General features: G+C 67.1%; 25 protein-coding genes. 16 read left to right on the plus strand and 9 right to left on the minus strand.

All coding sequences use genetic code 11. The features are described from left to right. Window positions 1-50: 50 nt before the first annotated feature. The 13 genes from hisB to pal all read left to right on the plus strand — a co-directional run bounded on the left by hisB (window position 51) and on the right by pal (window position 8,838). Window positions 51-674, plus strand: coding sequence for an imidazoleglycerol-phosphate dehydratase HisB (hisB, locus tag G9473_RS00510; RefSeq protein ID WP_291134934.1), 624 nt, complete (start codon window positions 51-53; stop codon window positions 672-674). 119 nt (window positions 675-793) lie between these two features. After that, on the plus strand, window positions 794-1,420 hold the full coding sequence (gene hisH, locus G9473_RS00515; RefSeq protein ID WP_291134935.1) for an imidazole glycerol phosphate synthase subunit HisH: 627 nt from the start codon (window positions 794-796) through the stop codon (window positions 1,418-1,420). A gap of 187 nt (window positions 1,421-1,607) precedes the next feature. Then, complete coding sequence (gene hisA, locus G9473_RS00520) at window positions 1,608-2,339, plus strand: 1-(5-phosphoribosyl)-5-[(5-phosphoribosylamino)methylideneamino]imidazole-4-carboxamide isomerase (RefSeq protein ID WP_291134937.1); 732 nt, start codon at window positions 1,608-1,610, stop codon at window positions 2,337-2,339. After that, a complete protein-coding gene (locus G9473_RS00525; protein WP_291134938.1) occupies window positions 2,336-2,629 on the plus strand; it encodes a hypothetical protein in 294 nt (97 codons plus the stop codon). The genes hisA and G9473_RS00525 overlap by 4 nt, the downstream gene beginning before the upstream one ends. Next, window positions 2,626-3,426 carry an imidazole glycerol phosphate synthase subunit HisF gene (hisF, locus tag G9473_RS00530; RefSeq protein WP_291134939.1) on the plus strand — a complete coding sequence of 267 codons (801 nt, stop codon included), beginning with the start codon at window positions 2,626-2,628 and terminating at the stop codon, window positions 3,424-3,426. The genes G9473_RS00525 and hisF overlap by 4 nt, the downstream gene beginning before the upstream one ends. Before the next feature lie 54 nt (window positions 3,427-3,480). Then, entirely contained in the window at window positions 3,481-3,795 is a 315-nt protein-coding gene (locus G9473_RS00535; RefSeq protein ID WP_291134941.1) for a phosphoribosyl-ATP diphosphatase, read from the plus strand. Then, a complete protein-coding gene (locus G9473_RS00540; protein WP_291134943.1) occupies window positions 3,795-4,178 on the plus strand; it encodes a histidine triad nucleotide-binding protein in 384 nt (127 codons plus the stop codon). Before G9473_RS00535 ends, G9473_RS00540 begins: the two co-directional genes overlap by 1 nt. A gap of 219 nt (window positions 4,179-4,397) precedes the next feature. Then, window positions 4,398-4,850 (plus strand): YbgC/FadM family acyl-CoA thioesterase, encoded by a 453-nt coding sequence (locus G9473_RS00545; protein ID WP_291134945.1) that lies wholly within the window; start codon window positions 4,398-4,400, stop codon window positions 4,848-4,850. A 4-nt stretch (window positions 4,851-4,854) separates the two neighbouring features. Beyond that, complete coding sequence (gene tolQ, locus G9473_RS00550; protein ID WP_291134947.1) at window positions 4,855-5,562, plus strand: protein TolQ; 708 nt, start codon at window positions 4,855-4,857, stop codon at window positions 5,560-5,562. Beyond that, entirely contained in the window at window positions 5,562-6,011 is a 450-nt protein-coding gene (locus G9473_RS00555; RefSeq protein WP_291134949.1) for a biopolymer transporter ExbD, read from the plus strand. The genes tolQ and G9473_RS00555 overlap by 1 nt, the downstream gene beginning before the upstream one ends. 13 nt (window positions 6,012-6,024) lie before the next feature. Beyond that, a complete protein-coding gene (locus G9473_RS00560; protein ID WP_291134951.1) occupies window positions 6,025-6,825 on the plus strand; it encodes an energy transducer TonB in 801 nt (266 codons plus the stop codon). After that, entirely contained in the window at window positions 6,822-8,240 is a 1,419-nt protein-coding gene (gene tolB / locus G9473_RS00565; RefSeq protein ID WP_291134953.1) for a Tol-Pal system beta propeller repeat protein TolB, read from the plus strand. Before G9473_RS00560 ends, tolB begins: the two co-directional genes overlap by 4 nt. A 67-nt stretch (window positions 8,241-8,307) precedes the next feature. Beyond that, complete coding sequence (gene pal / locus G9473_RS00570; protein ID WP_291134955.1) at window positions 8,308-8,838, plus strand: peptidoglycan-associated lipoprotein Pal; 531 nt, start codon at window positions 8,308-8,310, stop codon at window positions 8,836-8,838. Between the two features lie 46 nt (window positions 8,839-8,884). Here pal and G9473_RS00575 read toward each other — a convergent pair whose 3' ends face one another. Then, the gene (locus G9473_RS00575) at window positions 8,885-9,034 is read right to left on the minus strand and encodes a hypothetical protein (protein WP_291134957.1); all 150 of its coding nucleotides are present in this window, start codon (window positions 9,032-9,034) and stop codon (window positions 8,885-8,887) included. A gap of 188 nt (window positions 9,035-9,222) precedes the next feature. Between G9473_RS00575 and G9473_RS00580 the strand changes: the two genes are divergently transcribed. Beyond that, window positions 9,223-9,756, plus strand: coding sequence for a J domain-containing protein (locus G9473_RS00580; protein WP_291134960.1), 534 nt, complete (start codon window positions 9,223-9,225; stop codon window positions 9,754-9,756). A 26-nt stretch (window positions 9,757-9,782) separates the two neighbouring features. On the opposite strand, the gene G9473_RS00585 is transcribed toward G9473_RS00580, so the two are convergent. The 3 genes from G9473_RS00585 to G9473_RS00595 form a co-directional block, all read right to left on the minus strand. Continuing rightward, window positions 9,783-10,622, minus strand: a complete 840-nt coding sequence (locus tag G9473_RS00585) for an SDR family NAD(P)-dependent oxidoreductase (protein WP_291134961.1) — start codon at window positions 10,620-10,622, stop codon at window positions 9,783-9,785. Between the two features lie 61 nt (window positions 10,623-10,683). Continuing rightward, window positions 10,684-12,003: a cystathionine gamma-synthase family protein gene (locus tag G9473_RS00590; RefSeq protein ID WP_291134963.1), complete on the minus strand. Its 1,320-nt coding sequence runs from the start codon at window positions 12,001-12,003 to the stop codon at window positions 10,684-10,686. A gap of 161 nt (window positions 12,004-12,164) precedes the next feature. Beyond that, window positions 12,165-13,748, minus strand: a complete 1,584-nt coding sequence (locus G9473_RS00595) for an SLC13 family permease (RefSeq protein WP_291134965.1) — start codon at window positions 13,746-13,748, stop codon at window positions 12,165-12,167. A 72-nt stretch (window positions 13,749-13,820) separates the two neighbouring features. On the opposite strand from G9473_RS00595, the gene G9473_RS00600 reads away from it, so the two are divergent. Further along, window positions 13,821-14,276 (plus strand): hypothetical protein, encoded by a 456-nt coding sequence (locus G9473_RS00600; RefSeq protein ID WP_291134967.1) that lies wholly within the window; start codon window positions 13,821-13,823, stop codon window positions 14,274-14,276. Between the two features lie 22 nt (window positions 14,277-14,298). Here the strand turns inward: G9473_RS00600 and G9473_RS00605 are convergent, their stop codons facing one another. The 5 genes from G9473_RS00605 to pdeM all read right to left on the minus strand — a co-directional run bounded on the left by G9473_RS00605 (window position 14,299) and on the right by pdeM (window position 19,725). Then, window positions 14,299-15,510: a DUF547 domain-containing protein gene (locus tag G9473_RS00605; RefSeq protein ID WP_291134969.1), complete on the minus strand. Its 1,212-nt coding sequence runs from the start codon at window positions 15,508-15,510 to the stop codon at window positions 14,299-14,301. A 121-nt stretch (window positions 15,511-15,631) separates the two neighbouring features. Further along, window positions 15,632-16,750, minus strand: coding sequence for a DUF547 domain-containing protein (locus G9473_RS00610; RefSeq protein WP_291134971.1), 1,119 nt, complete (start codon window positions 16,748-16,750; stop codon window positions 15,632-15,634). Window positions 16,751-16,868: 118 nt separating this feature from the next. Next, window positions 16,869-18,017 carry a DUF547 domain-containing protein gene (locus G9473_RS00615; RefSeq protein ID WP_291134973.1) on the minus strand — a complete coding sequence of 383 codons (1,149 nt, stop codon included), beginning with the start codon at window positions 18,015-18,017 and terminating at the stop codon, window positions 16,869-16,871. A gap of 386 nt (window positions 18,018-18,403) precedes the next feature. Beyond that, complete coding sequence (gene infC, locus G9473_RS00620) at window positions 18,404-18,922, minus strand: translation initiation factor IF-3 (RefSeq protein ID WP_291134975.1); 519 nt, start codon at window positions 18,920-18,922, stop codon at window positions 18,404-18,406. Window positions 18,923-19,020: 98 nt separating this feature from the next. Beyond that, window positions 19,021-19,725: a ligase-associated DNA damage response endonuclease PdeM gene (gene pdeM, locus G9473_RS00625; RefSeq protein ID WP_291134977.1), complete on the minus strand. Its 705-nt coding sequence runs from the start codon at window positions 19,723-19,725 to the stop codon at window positions 19,021-19,023. 157 nt (window positions 19,726-19,882) lie between these two features. Here pdeM and hemF point away from each other — a divergent pair, with 157 nt between their 5' ends. After that, entirely contained in the window at window positions 19,883-20,740 is an 858-nt protein-coding gene (gene hemF / locus G9473_RS00630) for an oxygen-dependent coproporphyrinogen oxidase (protein WP_291134979.1), read from the plus strand. Window positions 20,741-20,762 lie beyond the last annotated feature (22 nt).

Below are 20,762 nucleotides of genomic sequence, written 5' to 3' on the forward strand. Positions count from 1 at the left end.
AGCGGCGTCGCCCCACTTGCGCCCTGCGGCGACACGCCTATAGCGCGGCCATGACCAGCCTTCCCGACAATTCCGCGCCGGCGCGCACGGGTTCGGTCTCGCGCAACACGGCCGAGACGAAAATCGCGATTCAAGTCGATCTCGACGGGACCGGGGCCTATGACGTGTCGACCGGCATCGGCTTTCTCGATCACATGGTCGAACAGTTCAGCCGCCACTCGCTGATCGACGTGACGATGAAGGTCGAGGGCGACCTCCACGTGGACCAGCACCACACGACCGAGGACTCGGCGATCGCGCTGGGGCAGGCGCTGTCGCAGGCGCTGGGCGACAAGGCCGGGATCGGTCGCTACGGCCACGCCTATTCGCCGATGGACGAGACGCTGAGCCGCGTCGCGCTCGACATTTCGGGGCGGCCCTACCTCGTGTGGAAAGCGGGCTTCACGCAGGAGAAGCTGGGCGAATGGGACACCGAGCTGATCGAGCACTGGTTCCATTCGGTCGCCCAGAGCGCCGGGATCACCCTGCACATGGAACTGCTCTACGGCACGAACAATCACCACATCTGCGAAAGCCTCTACAAGGGCTTCGCCCGCGCGATGCGGCAGGCGGTGGAGCGCGATCCGAGGAAGGCCGGCGCGATCCCGAGCACGAAGGGCCAGCTCGGTGGATGATGGGGTGAAAGCATCGGTCGCGCAGCGACCGCAAGGCCAAGCGGCCGCCCGCAGCGGGTGCAGCTTTGCTGCGCGTCTAGCGAGGACCGCTCGCCCGGATGGGCGAGCGGAAAACACAAATGCCTGAAGTCGTCGCCCTCGTGGATTACGGCGCGGGCAACCTCCATTCGGTCCACAACGCGCTGAAGAAGGTCGGGGCGAATGTCACCGTCACCGACGATCCCAACGTCGTGCGCGCCGCGGATCGCATCGTGCTGCCCGGTGTCGGCTCCTTCCGCGCCTGCGCCAAGGGTCTGAAGGCCGTCCCGCACATGGTCGAGGCCATGACCGAGCGCGTCCATGTCGGCGGTGCGCCCTTCCTCGGCATCTGTGTCGGGATGCAGCTCCTTGCGACGCGCGGGCTCGAGCACGGCACGACAAAAGGCCTCGGCTGGATCCCGGGCGAGGTGCGCCTCATCGAGCCCGCCGATCCGGCGATCAAGGTTCCGCACATGGGCTGGAACGATGTCGGCCTGCTGCCGCACGCGCGCGATCACCAGGTGATCGAGGAAGGCGAAGCCTATTTCCTCCACTCCTACCATTTCATCGCCGACGATCCGCACGATGTCGCCGCGCTCACCGACCACGGCGAGGGCCTTGTCGCGGCGGTCGCCCGCGACAACATGGTGGGCGTCCAGTTTCATCCGGAGAAGAGCCAGGCTTTTGGCCTTGCGACGCTCGAAAGGTTCCTTGCATGGTATCCGTGACCTGCTTGCGGCTCGCTAACGCTCGCGTTTCTCGTCTGCGGCTCGCTGACGCTCGCGGGCCGCGCCAGCCCACGCCCCCGCCCTTCCACCCGGAATGGTATCCTCAAGGGCGGAAGGGCGGGGGCGTGGGCTGGCCCGGCAAAAAGGGACGCGCGGATGCGCGTTCCGCACGCAGCAAGGAAGCGCCATGATCGTTTTTCCCGCCATCGACCTCAAGGGCGGCGAGGTTGTGCGCCTTGCCGAGGGCGACATGGCCCGCGCCACGACCTATGGCGACGACCCGGCGGCCCAGGCGATGCTCTTTGCCGAGGCGGGCGCCGAGCATCTCCACGTGGTCGATCTCGACGGCAGCTTCGCCGGACGCCCGGAGAACCGCGCCGCGGTCGAGGCGATCATCGAGCGCTTTCCGGGTTACGTGCAACTGGGCGGCGGCATCCGCGACGCGAAGACGGTCGAGGGCTGGTTCAATCTCGGCGTCGCGCGCGTGGTGATGGGCTCGGCGGCCTTGAAGGACCCCGATTTCGTGCGCGAAATGGCGCGCGAGTGGGAAGGCGGCATCGTCGTCGCCGTGGACGCGCGGGACGGCATGGTCGCGACCGAGGGCTGGGCGGAAGTCTCGAACGTCCCCGTGGTCGACCTCGCCCGCCGGTTCGAGGACGCGGGCGTCGCCTCGCTGCTTTTCACCGACATCGGGCGCGACGGGCTCCTGAAGGGCGTCAACATCGACGCGACGGTGGACCTCGCCCGCAGCGTCGACATCCCGGTGATCGCGAGCGGCGGGGTGCGCGGCCTCGACGACATCCACATCCTCTCGATCCACGCGCATGAGGGGATCGAAGGCGTGATAACGGGCCGCGCGCTCTACGAGGGCAAGCTGGACCTCGCGGCGGCTATCGCGATGGGGGCGAGGCAGACATGACCGACGAAATTAGGCCGAGCTTTGGAAGCAGCCCGATAGCTATATTGTTAATGCTTGCTGCGATCGTTGCTTACGGCTGGCAGGTGCACGGCTTTTGGATTGGAGCGGGGCTAGGTGTGCTCTTCCTTCTCATATTGCCCCTCTCAAACATGGTTGCGATTTCAGCGTTCCAAAGTTTGAAGCTCACGACCACGTTTCGTTGGTTGATTTTTGCGACGATCATGATCGGAATCGCCGTATTTGGCGGCGAAACTTGTGATGCGTCGGGAAATTGTGAACCTCTCATATGACCGTCCGCATCCGCGTCATCCCCTGTCTCGACGTGGCCGAGGGCCGCGTGGTCAAGGGCGTCAATTTCGTCGACCTCAAGGACGCGGGCGATCCGGTCGAACAGGCGCGCGCCTATGACGCGGCCGGAGCGGACGAACTGTGCTTCCTCGACATATCGGCGAGCCACGAGGGGCGGGGCACGCTGCTCGACATCGTCAAGCGCACGGCGGAGGTGTGCTTCATGCCGCTGACCGTGGGCGGCGGGGTGAGGAGCGTCGAGGATGCGCGCGCGCTGCTGCTGGCGGGCGCGGACAAGGTCGCGGTGAACTCCGCCGCCGTCGCCCGGCCCGAACTCGTGCGCGAGATCGCGGCGAAGTTCGGCAGCCAGTGCGTCGTCGCCAGCGTCGATGCGCGGCGGGTCGCGCCCGAAGTCACCGTGCAGGGCGGGGAGCCCGAGCCGGGCCCGCGCTGGGAAATCTTCACCCACGGCGGCCGCAAGGCGACGGGGATCGACGCGGTCGAATACGCCAAGAAAGTCGCGGACCTCGGCGCGGGCGAATTGCTCGTCACCAGCATGGACGGCGACGGGACCAAGGCGGGCTACGACCTCGACCTCACCCGCACCATCGCCGATGCGGTAAGCGTTCCCGTCATCGCGAGCGGCGGGGTCGGCACTCTCGATCACCTCGTCGAAGGCGTGCGCGAGGGCCATGCGAGCGCGGTGCTCGCCGCCTCGATCTTCCATTTCGGCACGCATTCCATCGCCGAGGCGCACAAGGCTCTCCGCGATGCCGGCCTGCCGGCGCGCGGCGACTGAAAATGCGCGATGCGGGCTTGCCCGCGCGGGGGCTTTGAGGGCAGGGAAGCGCGCATGGACACGCTCGCCCGCCTCGAAGCCACCATCGCCTCGCGCCGCGCCGCCTCGCCGGAGGAAAGCTATGTGGCAAAGCTCAACGCCAAGGGCGTCCCCAAGATCGCGCAGAAACTGGGCGAGGAAGCGACCGAGGCTGTGATCGCGGCGGTTTCGGGGAGCAACGCGGAACTGGTCGGCGAAAGCGCGGACCTTCTCTTCCACCTCCTCGTGCTGCTGAACGCGCGCGGCGTGTCGCTCGACCATGTCCTTGCCGAACTCGAACGGCGCGAAGGGCTGTCGGGCATCGAGGAAAAGGCCAGCAGGAGCGAATAATGCCGATCGACGCGACCCTTCCCTATGACGACGACAACATCTTTGCGAAGATCCTGCGCGGGGAAATCCCGTCGACCAAGGTCTACGAGGACGAATGGGCCTACGCCTTCGAGGACATCAACCCGCAGGCGACAAACCACACGCTGGTGATCCCCAAGGGCCGCTATGTCAGCTGGGACGATTTTTCCGCGAAGGCTTCGGCCGAGGAAATCGCGGGCTTCATCCGCGCGGTCGGCCATGTCGCGCGGGAGAAGGGGCTGGTCGAGCCGGGCTACCGCCTGCTCGCCAATGTCGGGGCGCACGCCGGGCAGGAAGTGCCGCACCTTCACGTCCACATATTCGGCGGCGAACCCCTCGGCCCGATGATCTGGAAGCGCGGCTGAGCCCTTGTTGGAAAACGCCTTGCGCCGCACGCGCGTCCAACAGGCGTAGGATTCGGCCTGCGGCGATCCAACGCGGATTTTCGCTTTGGGCAAAGGGGTATGTACGACGCGAACCAGGCTCGCAGGCCGGGTGTCGGGCCTTGCCGTTCCGCTTGCATTCACATCGATTGGGCATTCATCGCTGGCATGGCCTTCGACCACAAGCTAAGTGCCGCCGCGATGACCCAACCGACACCTCCCGGCGGCGTTCTCGATGGCCCGCGGCATCTCTATGCCGTGCGGGTCTATTACGAGGACACCGACCTGTCGGGCATCACCTATCACGCCAATTACCTGCGCTGGTTCGAGCGGGCGCGGTCCGACCTGCTGCGCCTGCTGGAGATAGACCAGCGCGCCGCGATCGAGAGCGGCGAGGGGGCCTATGCGGTCTCCGAGGTGAATTTGCGTTACCTGCGCCCCGCAAAGCTCGACGACGACGTGGTGATCGAGACGCGCTGCACCGAACTCGGCGCGGCGAGCTGCCGGATGCACCAGGTGGCAAGGCGCGGCGAGGAGGATTTGTGCGAAGCCACCCTGCGCGTCGGCTTTATCAGCCTCGAAGGCCGCCCGCGCCGCCAGCCGGCGGCATGGCGCGCCGCCTTCAAGGCGTTCATGGACCAAGGAGAGATCTGACCTCATGCCCACCACCCTGCTTGCCGCGGCCGCAACCGCAGTCGGGCCGACCCGGCTCGACCCGCTCGAGCTGTTCCTCGCCGCCGACATCGTCGTGCAGGCGGTGATCGTCGGGCTGGTGCTGGCGAGCATCTGGACCTGGACGATCATCGTCGCTTTCACCATGCGGCGGAGCAAGCTCGAAAAGAAGTCGCGCGCCTACGAGGTCGATTTCTGGGAAACCCGCGACCGCGAGGCGACCCTGACGAAACAGCAGCGGCGCGAGATTCCCTCGGCCCGGGTCGCGGCGGCGGGGCTGGAAGAGTGGAAGAAATCGACCGGCGCGGGCAAGCTCGATGCCGATGCCGCGCGCCAGCGGATCGCGGCGGCGATGGAAAGCCAGGTCGCTTTCGAGGCGGACGGGCTCGCGTCGCGCCTCGGCTTTCTCGCCACCACCGGATCGGTCGCGCCCTTCGTCGGCCTGTTCGGCACGATCTGGGGGATCATGAACAGCTTCTTCCAGATCGGCGCGCAGCAGAGCGCGAGCCTTGCCATCGTCGCCCCCGGCATCGCCGAAGCGCTGTTCGCGACCGCGATCGGCCTGTTCGCCGCGATCCCTGCGGTCATCGCCTATAACCGCTTTTCGAACAGCGTGAACCAGTACGAGGCGCGGCTGCAACGCTTCGCCGACCGGGTCCATGCCGGGCTCAGCCGCGAACTGGACAAGGTCTGATGGGCGTCTCGCTTTCCCCCTCGGGCCGCAAGCGGGGCCGCCGTTCGCGCCGCGCCGCCATGGCCGAGATCAACGTCACCCCGCTCGTCGACGTCATGCTGGTGTTGCTCATCATCTTCATGGTGACGGTGACGCTGCCCGCGGTCGGCGTGCCCATCGAACTGCCCGAAAGCCGCGCCAACCCGGTCGAGGAAGTGCCCGAAAGCGTCACCGTCAGCATCGACGGTGAGGGCCGCATCTACATCGCCGATGAAGCCGTGCCCTTGGGCGGCTTTCCCGAGGCGCTCGCGGCGATAGGTCGGAAGAGTGACGGAGAGCTTCCGACGCTGGTTCTGCGCGGCGATCGGGGGCTCGACTATGGCCGTGTGATGGCCGTGATGGGGGAGATGAACCGCGCCGGCTTCACGAAAATCGAACTGGTCACCGACGGTTCAGTTACGCCGCCATAGCGAGACGAGCAGCATGGGAGAGACCGCCACATTGCGCAGCGAGGATCGCACCGGGCTTCTGGTCGCGGTGATCCTGCACGCCTTGCTGGTGGCGGTGCTGGCGCTGCAATGGAGCGCGCCCCCGCCGCCCGTCAGCCAGCGCATGACGGTAAGCCTTGCAAGCGAGGTCGCCCTGGAAGCGAGCGCGCCCGATCCCGTACCCGAAAGCCGCGCCGCGATTGCCCCGACGCTGGCGGACAGTCCTGAGCCCGCTCCTGCCGAGACGCGCGCCGAAACCCCGCCGCCACCGCCGACGCCCACCACCCGGCAGGCTGCCCGCGAGCCCGCGCCAAGCCGCGAGCGCAGCCGCCCCGACCGCCAGCCCGCGCGCGAGACGCCGCGCCAGCCCGCGCGCGAGGAGCCTGCGGGCGGCAGCCGCATCGGCGAGAACTTCCTCGAAGGCTCGGGCTCCTCGACCACCACCGACGAGACCCGCATCCCCGCCTCCCAGATCGGCGCCAGCGCCAAGGCGTCGATCATCCAGGCGATCGTGCGCCAGATCCGCCCGCACTGGACTGCGCCGAGCGGGGCGGATGCGGAGCTTCTCGTCACCGAACTCGCCTTCGACCTCAATGAGGACGGCAGCCTCAAGGGCCGTCCGCGCGTGCTGCGGCAGAGCGGCGTCACCGACGCCAACCGCGCGCAGCAGGCGCTCCACGCCGAACGCGCCATCCGCGCCGTGCAACTCGCCGCGCCCTTCGATCTCCCGGACGAATATTACAACGCATGGAAGTCGATCCGCGGCGCCCGCTTCGATAGGAACCTTTCACGATGAACCGCACCCTTACCCTTCTCGCCGCTCTCGCGCTTGGCGCCTCGCCTGCCTCCCTGTCGGCCCAGACCACCGACCTCGGCGAGCCGGTGGCCGAAGGCGGCGCGGTCGAGACGACCGGCACGCAGGCTTCGGGCGAAGATGCCGAGGGCGGGCTGACCTTCACCGTCACCGACGAGAGCGACTGGTCCGACATCGGGGTCGCCATCCCCGCCTTCGCGACCGACCGCAACCGGGCGACGCCCGCCAGCAGCGACGGGACCGAGGCGCTGGGCCGCGAGATCGCGCGGGTCATTACCGCCAATCTGAGGAACAACGGACTGTTCAAGCCGGTCGGCCCCGACAGTCTGCCGCAGCCCACATTCCCGCAGATAACCTCGCCCGCCTGGGGCAGCTGGTCGGGCCGGGGCGCCGAGATGCTCGTACATGGCTATGTCCGCGCACGCGACGATGAAAAGCTGGTGGTCGGCTGCTATCTTTATGACGTCGCATTGCAGGACGAACTGATCCGCGAGGGCTGGGTGGTGCGCCCAGCCGACTGGCGGCGTGCGGCGCACAAGTGCTCCGACCTCATCTACGCCCGCCTGACCGGCGAAGACCCGTTCTTCGACAGCCGCATCGCCTATATCGCGGAGACCGGGCCGAAGGATAACCGGGTCAAGCGGCTCGCGGTAATGGACAGCGACGGGGCGAACCACCGCTTCATCACACTGGGCAGCGCGACGGCGCTCACCCCGCGCTATTCGCCCGATTATTCGAAGATCCTCTACCTGTCCTATGTCGACGGGAACCCGCGGATCTACGTCTACGACATCGGCTCGGGCCGGCAGCAGCTGGTGACCGAGAACGCCAACCCGACGCTCGCCCCCCGCTGGTCGCCCGACGGGCGGCACATCCTCTATTCGATGGCGGTCGCGGGCAACACCGACATCTACCGCGTGCCGGTGTCGGGCGGCCAGGCCGAGCGGCTGACGAGCGCGCCGGGCATCGACATCGCCGGATCCTATTCGCCCGACGGGTCGAAGATCGTCTTCGAAAGCGACCGTTCGGGCGCGCAGCAGTGCTACATCATGGATGCAGACGGTTCGAACCAGAAGCGCATCAGCTTCTTCGGCGGGCGCTGCGCCACGCCCGAATGGAGCCCGCGCGGCGACCAGATCGCCTTCACGCGGATCGCGGGCGATTTCAACATCGCCGTAATGACGCCGTCGGGCGGCAATATGCGCGTGCTCACCCGAGGCTGGCAGGACGAGGCGCCGACCTGGGCGCCCAATGGCCGCATCATCCAGTTCTTCCGGACGGCGAGGAATTCGGGCCGTTCGTCCCTGTGGCAAGTCGATCTCACCGGTCGCAACGAGAGGAGGCTGCCGACGCCGGTCGACGCGTCGGACCCGGCATGGGGACCGATTCGTCCCTGACAGTGTTTTTCGTGTAGAACTCCCCGGGCCAGCCAACGATGCCCGGCCAAGCAAGGAGAGCAGAACAATGACCATCTCCCTTTCGCGCTGCGCGACCGCCGCGCTCATCACCTCGACCCTCGCGCTCGGCGCGTGTTCCAAGAAGGCGCCCGAGGAACTGCCGCCCGCCCCGGCTGCGACGAGCGCGCCCGAGACGCCGCAGACGCGGCCCACCACGCCGACCGGACCGCAAGTCGGCACGCAGCAGCATTTCGCCGATGCGGTCGGTTCCTCGACGACGATCTATTTCGACACCGATCGCTACAATATCGACAGCCAGGACGCCGCCGCATTGCAGGCGCAGGCGCAGTATTTCGCGCGCTACCCGCAGGTGAACTTCACCATCGAGGGCCACGCCGACGAACGCGGCACGCGCGAATACAACCTCGCGCTGGGCGAACGGCGCGCCAATGCGGCGAAGAATTATCTCGTGAGCCTCGGGGTCTCGCCCGACCGCATCCGCACGGTCAGCTACGGCAAGGAGCGCCCGGTCGCGCTCGCCTCCACGCCCGAGGCATGGGCGCAGAATCGCCGCGCGGCGAGCGTGGTCATCAACTGATCGTGAGCAAAGGCCCGTCCCGTTCGCGCGGGGCGGGCCGGCCGCTTCAGCCCGGAAGGCCGGACGCTTCGGCCGAAACCACCGCGAGCGCGTCGTAGGCGGGCGCGTCCGCCTGCCGGATCGACCCTGCGGCGAGGCACAGGCACGCCATGGCGAGCACCGAGGCGATGCTGGAAAAGGCGAGTTGCTGGCTCATCACGGGGTTCCTTCCTGCGGCCCTTTGCGGGTCCTGTCGGTGCTTTGGCAATGCGGGTCTTCCGCAATGCAACATTTCATATAGCAACTGGTTCCCGGCTTTACCATCCTTTCCATATCCGCCCAGCTTCCCTAGACTGACACCCCTATGGCTTCGACCAACGTCATGACTGGCCCGGGCCCGCGCGCATGAGCCGCGCGCGCCGCTCGAACGACTGGGGCTTTCCGCGCTGGCGCGGCTACGACGCCTCGCGCGAGGCGACGACGGTGCGGCTATGCGACCGGCACGGCTGCGAGGAGAAGGGCGATTGTCCCGCGCCCAAGGCGCCCAACAGCCCCGAACGCTGGTATTTCTGCCAGCGCCACGCAGCCGAATACAATTCGAAATGGGACTATTTCGAGGGCCTCGAGAAGGCCGAGCGAGCCGAGCGCGCCAAGGCCGAAAGGGCCGAAAGCGCGGGCTATGCCGAAAGCGCGCATTACGGCTGGGCCGGGTCGGGCGACGGGTCGCGCAGCGCGGACGAAATGCGCGCGCTCGAACTGCTCGGGCTTGAAGCCGATGCCGAATTCGACGCGATCAAGAAAGCCTATCGCCAGCGCGCGAAACAGGTCCACCCCGACGTGAAACCGGGCGACGAGGAAGCCGCGCGCGAATTCCAGGCGTTGCAGGTCGCCTATGAAGTGCTGCGCGCGGGCGAGGAACGGCGCACGTGGCGGGGATAGGGGCGCGCGGCTAGTCCCGCCGCCCGTCAGCCGCCTTTCGGTCCCGCGAAGCCCTTGCCCTTCGAATCGATCTCCGGGTTCGGATTGTCGTTCCACCACGCGACATCACTCCACGGGCGCACGTCGATTTCGTGCGTCCAGCAATGGCGCGGTTGCTGCGCGAGATGCCAGTAGGTTTCGGCCAGCACGGCGGGGTCGATCACGCCCTCGGGCCCCTTCCTCGCCTTGAACGCCTCGTATTTGTCGCCCAGCAGCTTGCCCAGCGTGTCGGGCGAATCCACCGCGCCGTCGACCACCACGTGCGCGACGTGGATGCCCTTTGGCGCAAATTCGGCGTTAAGCGTCTGGCACAGCATACGCCGCCCGCCCATGGCCGCAGCGTGGCTGTGCTGCCCCGCATTGCCGCGCATCGCCGCCGTGGCCGAGGTGACGAGCAGCGTGCCGTGCGGACCGCCGTTTCGCGCGCGATCGACCATCGCCGGAAAGGCCGCATGGGCGAGCCTGAACAGGCCGAAGCACGCCAGCCGCCAGCCCAGCTCGAACGTCCGGAGCGACGTGTCGGCAAGGCTGCGGTTCCCGATCTGCGCGCCGAGATTGTAGAGCATCGCCCCGATAGGCCCGATGTCGCGCTCGACCCGTTCGACCAGCGCCTCGATCGCGCCGTCCTCGGCCGCGTTCACCAGCGTGCCTGTCGCGCTGCCCCCCGCCTCCTCGATCGCGCCGACAAGCCGGGCCAGGCTCTCCTCGTCGCTGCGGCGGGCGAGCACCGCGTGATACCCGCCCGCCGCGAAGCGTATCGCCGCCTGCCCGCCGATGCCGGCGCCCGCCCCGATCACGAGGAAGACGGGTTTGCGCCTGTCGGTCATGCTGCTCTCCTGCCTGGCCTGCTTTGCGCGAGGCTAGCCCGGAAAGCGGGGGCCGCGCACCTCACACATATTCCAGCGCCTGCTCGAAATCGGCGATGAGGTCGTCCGCGTCCTCGATCCCGATGCTGATCCGCACGAGGCTGTCGGTGATGCCGAGCTGCTGGCGGCGTGCGTGCGGGACCGAGAGGTGGGTCATGCTCGCGGGGTGGCTCGCCAGCGTTTCGGTCCCGCCGAGGCTCACCGCGAGCTTGGCGATGGTGAGGTTGTCGAGGAAGCGGAAACATTCCTCCTCCCCACCTTCGAGGAAAAGCGAGAAGGTCGATCCCGCGCCGAGGCAATGGCGGTCGTAGATGTCCTGCTGGCGCTCATCCTCGATCATGCCGAGATAGCCGAGCCCTGCGACCTTGGGGTGCTTCTTCAGGAAGGCGCAGACCTTGGCCGCGTTCTCGCCCGCGCGCTGCATCCTGAGTTCGACCGTCTCGAGGCTCCGCAGCAGCATCCACGCCGTGTTCGGATCGACGATCCCGCCCATCGTGTTCCTCAGCGCGCGCACCGGGTCCATCCACTTCTTGGCCCCGGCGATCGAACCGGCGACGAGGTCCGAATGGCCGCCGACATACTTGGTCAGCGAATAGGCGACGATGTCGGCTCCGTGATCGAGCGGGCGCTGCCACAGCGGGCCGAGGAAGGTGTTGTCGATCGCGATCGGGGTCTCGGCCGGATCGAGAGCCGCATCGCGCGCGGCCTTGACCGCCTCGATGTCGACCAGGGCATTGGTCGGGTTGCCGGGGCTTTCGAGATAGACCAGCGCGACCTTGCCGCCCTGTTCGTCGGCCTGGGCCTTCGCCTTGGCCATCACCTCGTCGAGCGTTTCGCGGCTCGCTCCTGCAGGGAAATCGACATAGGTGACGCCGAAGCGGGAAAGCACCTTGGCAACGAAACCTTCGGACGCGGCGTAGAGCGGGCCGGAATGGACGATCACGTCGTTCTGGTTCGCATAGGCCATCATCAGGATGCAGATCGCGGTCATGCCGGATGAGAAGGTCAGCGCGTCCTCGGCCCCGTCCCACACCGCGAGGCGGTCTTCGAGGATTTCCTGGTTCGGCCCGTTGAAGCGCGAATAGACGAGGCCCTCCGCCCCGCCTTCGCGCATTCCGGTGATGCCTTCGAAATGGCGCTTGCCCGCCGCCGCGCTTTCGAAGGCGAAGGTCGATGTGAGGAAGATCGGGGCTTTGAGCGATCCTTCCGAAAGGACCGGGTCGTAGCCCAGCCCCATCATCAGGGTCGAGGGCTTGAGTTCGCGCCCGCCGATGGTGGTCTTCTCCGGCTTCGGCTTGCGGCGCGGAGTCGGGGTGTCGTGTGCGTCTATGGCGTCCGGCATATCGCGGATTCCTTCCTTGTTGCATGCTCCTAGGAAGGCAGGAGCTCTCTCTCTTGCGAGGCCCGGGGCGCCCGTTCCTAACCTCCGCAGGAACGCATCTCCCTTGCACGGGACTCGCCCAAGCGAATTATCGCGCCGGGCCGGGGCACGCAAGCCATCGGCTAGACCAGCGCGGCCACTGCCCACACGCCCGCGACGATCAGCACCACGCCGACGAGATCGAGCACGAAACCGGCCCCCACCATGCGCTCGATCCGGATGCGCCCGGTGCTCCATGCGATTGCATTCGGCCCGGTCCCCGCGGGCAGCATGAAGCCCCAGCTCGACGCGAGCGCGGCGGGCATGGCGAGCAGGATCGGGTCCGCCCCGAGCGCGAGAGTGAGCGCGGCGACCACCGGGATGATCGCGCTGGCCGTGGCGACGTTGCTGGCGAATTCGGTGACGACGATAATCATCGCCACCACCGCAAGGGCCACCAGCGGCAGCGGCCAGCTTCCAAGAGGGAGCAGCGCCTGGCCGAGCCATTCGGCAAGGCCCGATGCCTGCATTCCCGCGGCAAGCGCCAGCCCGCCCCCGAACATCAGGATCATGCCCCAGGGCGCGCGGTCGGCTTCGCGCCAGACCAGCATCGGTCGCCCGGTCCCGTCGGGGAGAAGAAACAGCGCGAGGCTCGCGATGATGGCGATGGTCCCGTCGCCCCATGAACCCTCGGGCAGGTAGGGTGTGACGAGCGGGCGGGTCATCCAGGCGAGAAAGGTGAGCGCGACGATCGCGGTGAGCCTGACCTCGGGCACGCTCCATTCGGGCTTGCACGCGATCGCTGCGCGCGCTGCGACCACGTCGAAGGGATGCTGTGCCACGCGCTGGAACCGGGCGATGATCCACGCTGCGACAGGCACGCCGAGAATGACGATGGGAAGGCCGTAAAGCGTCCACTGCGCGAAACTGATCCGCATCCCGATGCCGCTGTCGAGCAGGCCGATCGCGATCGCGTTCGTGGGCGAGCCGACGATCGTCCCCAGCCCGCCGATCGAGGAGGCGAAGGCGATACCCATCGGCAGAGCGCCGGACAGGCCGTCGCGATCGGGCGCGTCGTCTTGCGGCTTCGCGCTACCAGGCCGGGAGTTGTTTTCTTGCGACGCTTCCGCGCTACCGGGCCGCCCGCTCCCCCGCCCTTCCACCCTTGAGGATACGCTGCCGGGTGGATGGGCGGGGGAGCGGGCGGCCTGGCCCGAGGTTCCGGCGGATGCCGGAACCGCACCCGACAAGGACGCGCCGCCCGACAGGACGGCCAGCGCCATCGGCATCATGATGAGCGTCGTCGAGGTGTTCGAGATCAGCATCGACAGCAGCGCCGCGGCGATCATGAAGGCGAGCAGAAGCTGCGTTTTGCCCCCGCCGGCCCCGACCACGCGCAGGATCGCGAGGCTGAGGCGCTTGTGCAGGCCGGTGCGCTCGATCGCCAGCGCGATGAAGGCTCCGCCCAGCAGCAGGAACAGGATCGGCGAATAATAGGTGCTCGCCGTCTCGGCCGCGGTCGAGACACCGCCGAAGGGCAGGATAATGAAGGGAAGCAGCGCGGTGACGGTCAGCGGGACCGCCTCGGTCATCCACCAGCTTGCCATCCACACGACCAGCCCGGCGACCAGCCACGCCTCGCCGGGCATCCCGGCGGGCGGCGCGGTGAAGGCCGTCAGCGCGAAGGCGAACGGGCCGAGGGCAAGGCCGATCCTCTTCGCATCCATCCTCGTGAAGCTCCCCTTAGCGGCCCCGCGCACCTTGCCAGTGGCGCATCCTCGGGCCATTCATCGCGGAGCATGGGCACAAGGGCAAGCCTGCTGGCCGGAGCGAAGGCCGCCTTTCTCGGCGCACTGGTGGGGACGAGCCTGCCGACGCTGTTGATGGTCGTCGTGCTAGCCGGGAGCGTCGCCGCCGATCCCGGCCCGGTCCTGATCGCCATGCTGCTGCCCTTCGGGACCGGGTTTCTAGCGGCGGCGGTCGGCATGGTGGTGCTCGGCTGGCCGCTTACGGCGTGGCTGCACCGGGCGGGACGCGAAAGCCGCCGCGCCTATGTCGTCACCGGCCTGACCGCCGGCGCGCTGCCGACAGGCGCGCTGGCGCACGTTCTTTTCGGCGAGTTCCTATTGATGAGCGCCGTGATCGCCGCTTTCGGCGCGCTGACCGGCGGTGCGACCGCCCATTTCTGGTGGAGCGGGGCGCGAAAGGACCGCGCGATGGTGCACGCGCCCACGCTCGAGGCGATCTTCGACTAAGGGGGCTTGGATTGGGCGGCGATCACTCCACCGCGTGCTTGTCGGGGTCGTCGCCGGGCTCGAGGAGGTCCGGGAAGAAGACGCGGTAGACCGGCTCATCGTTGGCGATCATCACCTGCAACTTGCGCCGGCGATCTTCGAGCAGCTGGAACATTGCGAGGTCAGCACGGATAGAGCCCATGAGCAGCGGATCGTCCATTGCACCTGCAAGGCTTCCGACGTTGAGGTAGCTCGCCGGCCGCGTCCCGCCAGCGAGGTCGGCGATTTCATGGTCCCGGATAGCCGGTTCGGCTCCGCTGGTCTGCGCGAGGATTTCCTTCACGTCCTCCTCGGCATATCGCGCAAGATGGGCGCGCAGGTCGCTTTCGAAATCGGGGAAATAGAAAGGCGCGACCTCTTCGTAATAGTCCGCCACGGCAAGGCGCTCGCCGCGTTTCTGGGTCGCGCGCAGCGAATTGACATAGTCGAGCGCGGCGACGTCGAGCAGCGGCCCGACATTCGCGCCGGTGAAGGCATTGCGCTGAAGTTCCGGCCCGCCGATCTCGCCGCGCCAGAAACCGTAGATGACCTTGGGATCTTTCCAGTGGCGAAAGACGATGTTCTCGCGGATGTCGCGCAGCGACACGGGCGTGCCGCGCAGGGTGATGAATTTCGCCTGGTCGAGCGGTACGCCGTCCACTTCGAGCGCGCGCGGCTCGCGCACCGGCCACGCCTTCGCGAGCTGTTCCATCACCGCGACGTTGTGAAGGTTGAACCAGAAGGCGAGCTGTTCGTTGCGCGGCAGCGCCGCGATGTCGAGCGTCGCTGCGACCTTTTCGAGGTCTTCGCGGTAGAGGGTGAAGCTCTCGATGACTTCCTCTTCGAGGAAGGAGAAAAGCACCAGCGAGCCTTCGAGCCGGTATTGCGATTGCGGGCCCTTGAGGATGTAGGAGCCGAGCGTCGGGAAGGTCCGCCGCGCGATCTTGCGGTTGGGCGGTCCCATGCTGAGCGTGGTCTGCTTGAGCGCGTAGTCCCAGATTTCGTAGTCGATCCGGTGGCGGATCGGGTCCCCCTTAGGTGCGAAGACGGCGAGCGGGTCGGCAAGGTCGCGCTCTTGCCCAGTGGTGAAATCCGCGCTCGCCGCGACGAGCGAGACGTCGGCGGCCTGCCCGGAGCCGTTTTCGGCCAGCGCGGGGGCAGCGGCGAAGGTGGTGCAAAGCGCGCCGAGGGCGCAGGCGGCTTGGAAAAGACGCAAAGACGACATCGACCTGTTCTCCCAAAAGGTCACTGCACGTGACGCGCCCCCGTCCCTGTCCGAATAAGATATCACAACATCGCGAACACGTCATCGCAAATACGCGATTTCACGATAGCGCCTACTCGACCTCGTTCTTGTCCGGCGGGTCGCCCGGCAGGTCTATATTGCTGAAGAAGATGCGCCCCTCGCGCGGCACCTTACGGCGCACGTATTCGAGCTTCCTCTCGCGCTGGGCGAGTAGCGCCGCCGCGCCGGGGTCGAGCCGCCCGTTCGCGAAGAAGGCGTTGTTGCGCCTGCCGCCCGCGAGGTCGGCGATGTCGTGTTCGTAAAGGCTCGGCTTCACCCGCTCGCTTTGCTCGAGCATCCGGGCGACCTTGCCTTCGACATATTGGGCGAGATGGGCGCGCAGGTCCGCTTCGAAATCGGGAAAGAAGAAAGGCGCGATCTCGGCGTAGTATTCGGAGACGTGGAGCGTGCCGCCGCGCTTTTCCGTCCCGCGGCGGGAATTGATGAATTCCTCCGCCGCGTCGGCGAGCTGCTGGCCCACGTTGCGGCCCTCGAAAGCCGTGCGTTGCATCGCCGGCCCGCCGATCTCGCCACGCCAGAAACCGTAGAAGACTTCCGGGCTTTTCCAGTTGGCGAAGACGATCCGTTCGCGGATGTCGCGCGGGGACAGGGCGACGCCCTCGACCGTGATGAAGCGCGCTTCGTCGAGCGGCACGCCATCCACCTCGATTTCGCGCGGCTGGCGTTCGGGCCAGTTCGCCGCGACGACTTCGATCATCGCGACATTGTGGAGGTTGAGCCAGTATGCGAGCTGTTCGTTGCGCGGCAGCGACTGGATGTCCAGCTCGTCCGCCACTTTCTCGAGATCGCGGCGATATTGCGCGATGTTGGCGATCACCTCGCCGTCCATCAGCGAAAAGCCGACCATGGACCCGTCGAGGCGGTAGATCGAATTGTGCCCGATCCGCATATTCGTGCCGAGCGTCCCGACCGTCGGCGTGGGCATTTTCCTGAGCGGCGGGCCCATGTCGACGACGAAGGCGGCGAGCGCTTCGGTCCAGACCGAATAATCGATGCGGTGCTGGCGCCGCTCGGCCTTGGGTACGAAGGTGGCGTAGCGGTCGCTGCCCTGGTCCGCACTCGCGACGGGCGCTTCCTCGCCCCGGGCAAGCGCAGGCGGCGCGACGAGCGCGGCGGCGAGCGCGAGTATCGGGGCGGTCAGGCGTTGCATTGCCCGGCAGGATAGCCGCGCGCCGCGAAAAAGCCAAAGCCCAAGCGCGAAACGACGAAGGCCGCCGGCAGGGGGGACCGGCGGCCTTCGGGCGCGGGGGTGGAGCGCCGGGCGGGGCTTATTTCACCTCGCCGTCTTCCTCTTCGCCTTCCTCGCCGGGCAGGCTGAGATTGCTGAAGGTGATCGTGCCGGTGCGGCCTTCGCGGATGATCTTCTGGAACTTCTGTTCGCGCTGGGCGAGCAGGCGCGCCATGCTCTGCGGGATGCGGAAGCTGACCTGCTGGCCCTGTGCGTTCTGGATGTTCTGGTAGGTCGGCTCGCGCACGCCCCCGGCGAGGTCGGCGATGTCCCATTCGCGGATCGAGGCGCGCGTCGCGGTCGTGTCGTCGAGGATCGCGATCACTTCGGGCCGGGCATATTTGCGCAGGTGGGCGCGCAGATCGTTCTCGAAATCGGGGAAGTAGAAGGGCGCGGCTTCCTTGTAGAGTTCGGACACCTCGAGCGTGTCGCCCGATTTCTCGGTCCCGCGCAGCGAGTTGACGAATTCGCTCGCGCCCTTTTCCAGCAGGCGCGCGACGTTTTCGGCGTTGAAGGCTTCGCGCTGGATCGACGGCCCGCCGATCTCGCCGCGCCAGAAGCCGTAGATGACCTTGGGGTCGCGCCAGTTGGGATAGACGATCTTCTCGCGGATGTCGCGCGGGGACAGCGCGACGCCTTCGACCGTGATGAACTTCGCCTCGTCGAGCTTGACGCCGTCGACTTCCATTTCGCGCGGCTGGCGCACCGGCCACTGCTTCGCGATCTGTTCGACCACCGCGACATTGTGGAGGTTGATCCAGTAGGCGAGCTGTTCGTTGCGCGACAGCTTCTGGATGTCGACCTTGTTCGCGGTCGCCTCGAGGTCGCGGCGATACTCGGTGAAGCTGTCGATCACCTTGTCGTCGAGGAAGCTGAACATGACCCGGCTGCCTTCGAGGCGGTAGCGCGAGACGTGGCCGTATTGCCGGCGCGAGCCGAAGCTCGGGTCGGGGCGGCCCGCGCCTTCGCGCAGGGATGGCCCCATCGAGACGACGAGGTTCTTCATCGCCTCGGTCCAGATCGAATAGTCGATCCCGTCCTCGTTCGGGTTCTCTTTGGGCACGAAAGTGCGGTATTGCGGCTCGACCGCGAGAGGTTCCTGCGCGGCGAGCGGCGCGCCGAACGCGGCGGCGGCAAGGGCCGCAATCGCGGTGAGGGCACGCGGGGCGGGGCGGGTGTGTCTCGTCACGTCTGCGGTGTCCTTTTTCGTGCGCGGGGCCCCTCGCGGAGCCTCGAGTGTGTGTTCGTGCGCCCCGCGTGCGGGGCCTTGCTGGTTGACCGGGGCGCGCCTGATAGCGGGGACTGACAGGCGCGCCGGGCGAAAGGGCGGGACTGGAGTTTCCCGCCAACGCCCTTGCAGTCCTTATAGCGCCAAAAACCTTACGGATGTTCCCGGCAATCGGCTTCACTTTGTGCTTTGTCGAACGGCCCAAGTCGTTCGTCCTCGACGAACGGCGTGGCGGACGCCCCAGCGCCCGTTCCTTCTTTGTTCCACGTGGCGCAAACCACACAGCGCGGGGCGACGGCATCGCCGGGGCGATGCCGTGCCGTCGACTTTCACGGAAACGGCCAGCGTTACTTCGGCGCCAGCACCATCAGCATCTGGCGCCCTTCAAGGCGCGGGAAGGCTTCGACCTTGGCAATTTCCTCGACGTCTTCCTGGACCCGCTTGAGCAGGTCCATGCCGAGATGCTGGTGCGCCATCTCGCGTCCGCGGAAGCGGAGCGTGACTTTCACCTTGTCGCCGTTGCCGATGAACTTGTTCACGTTCTTCATCTTCACGTCGTAGTCGTGCGTGTCGATGTTCGGACGCATCTTCACTTCCTTGATGTCCTGCGTCTTCTGCGTCTTGCGCGCCGCATTGGCCTTTTTCTGGGCCTCGTAGCGGTACTTGCCGACATCGAGGAACTTGCACACCGGCGGGTCCGCGTTGGGGGACACCTCGACGAGGTTCAGACCCTTTTCCTGGGCCTGCTCGACGGCTTCGCGGGTGTACATGACTCCGAGATTCTCGCCCTCGTCGTCGATGACGCGGACCTTGGGAACCTGGATGAATTGATCGTAGCGAGGGCCGCTTTTGACGGGCGGGGCCATCGAACGCCGGGGTGGACGGGCTATGTGTGTTCTCCTGTTACTGCCTTTGGTTGAGTCCCCAATGTAGTGGGAATCGCCGCGTTGCGCCAGATGGAGTCTTACGCCGCCTCGCGCCAGAGCGGGAAGCGCACCAGCTTGCCCTTCGCCGCCATCACCGCGTCGATCTCCCGCGCGGGGCTCAATGCGGCAAGGATTTCGGGCGCGCCTGCGTCCATGCCGCCGGTGTAGGCGCCGAAAGCGGGCAGGATCATGCGCTCGGCGCTGCCCGAACGGCTGACGACGCCGCAGGCGCGGGCGATGTGACGCTCGCGCACCTTCATCCGAAGCTTGGGGTGGAAATGGCCGGAAAGCTCCGCGCGCGTCTCGCCCGGCTTCGCCTCGTGGCGCAGGACGATGCCGGAAACCTCCATCTCCTCGGCCAGCTCGGCCCCGAAGGCGCGGCTCTGGCCTGCGTCGTGGTTGCCGGTGATCCAAACCCAGTCGAGCGCGCGGGTGAGCGCCTCCAGCATTCCGGCGGCATACGGGTCGAGCCGCTCGGTCCCCGCGTCATCGTGGAAATTGTCGCCCAGCGTGATCACCCGCCGCGCGCCCGTCGCCTTGACCGCGTCGGCCAGGCGTTCGAGCGTTTCGCGGCTGTCATAGGGCGGCAGCAGCGCGCCGTGCCTCGCATACCAGCTGCCCTTCTCCAGATGCAGGTCCGCGACCAGCAGCGCGCGTTCGCGCGGCCAGTAGAGCGCGCCGCTCCTGGTGAGGGCGAATTCCTCTCCGGCAAGCTCGAAAGGGGCGAACGAAACGGGAACCATGCGCCTCCTCTGCCGCGGGCGGTGCCGGAAGGCAAGAGCCCGGTCGGGTGACTCGCGCTCCGTCCACCGAATTGGCGAGCTCTCGCGTCAAAGCCGATTGACAGGCCGGGCGCGGGCCGTGATTGTCCCCGGCCGAGAAGAGAGACGGGGATCACGAATGAGCGAATGGGCAGCCCACACGGCGCGGGCGAAGGCATGGTTCGAGAAGCTTAGGGACGACATCTGCGCCGAGTTCGAGGCGATCGAGCGCGAGGCGGGTTCCGATGCTGCCTTCCAGTACACGCCGTGGGACCGCGAGGAAGAGGGCAACGAGGACCCCGGCGGCGGCGTGCAGGGCCTGATGAAAGGCGAGGTGTTCGAGAAGGTCGGGGTCAATGTCTCGACCGTGCGCGGCAATTTCTCGAAGGAATTCGCAGGCCAGGTGAACGGCGCGAGCGCCGAGGCGCCGGGCTTCACCGCGACCGGCATCAGCCTCGTCGCGCACATGGCGAACCCGCACGTGCCCGCGGTCCACATGAACACGCGCTTCCTGACGACGCAGGCGGCCTGGTTCGGCGGCGGCGCGGACCTCAACCCGCCGATCCCCTACGAGGAGGACACCGAGGCGTTCCACGCCTCGATGCGCGCGGCCTGCATGGCCCACAATCCGACCTATTACGAACGCTACAAGAAGTGGGCGGACGATTATTTCTACATTCCCCACCGCGAGACTCACCGCGGTGTCGGCGGGATCTTCTACGACCACCTCGAATGCACCGATGATGCGAGCTTCGAGCGCAACTTCGCCTTCACGCAGGACGTCGGGCGCGCCTTCCTCGACATCTTTCCGAAACTTGTTCGCAAACGCATGGGGCAGGACTTCGACGCCGCCGACGAAGCGCGCCAGCTCGAATACCGGGGGCGCTATGCCGAGTTCAACCTCGTCTACGACCGCGGCACGATCTTCGGGCTCAAGACCGGCGGCAACATCGACGCGATCCTGATGAGCCTGCCCCCCAGAGCCACCTGGAGCTGACGCGCGACGTGGGGCTGATGCG

Origin of the sequence: Erythrobacter sp. (genome assembly GCF_011765465.1) — a bacterium.
In the GTDB taxonomy this organism is placed as follows: domain Bacteria; phylum Pseudomonadota; class Alphaproteobacteria; order Sphingomonadales; family Sphingomonadaceae; genus Erythrobacter.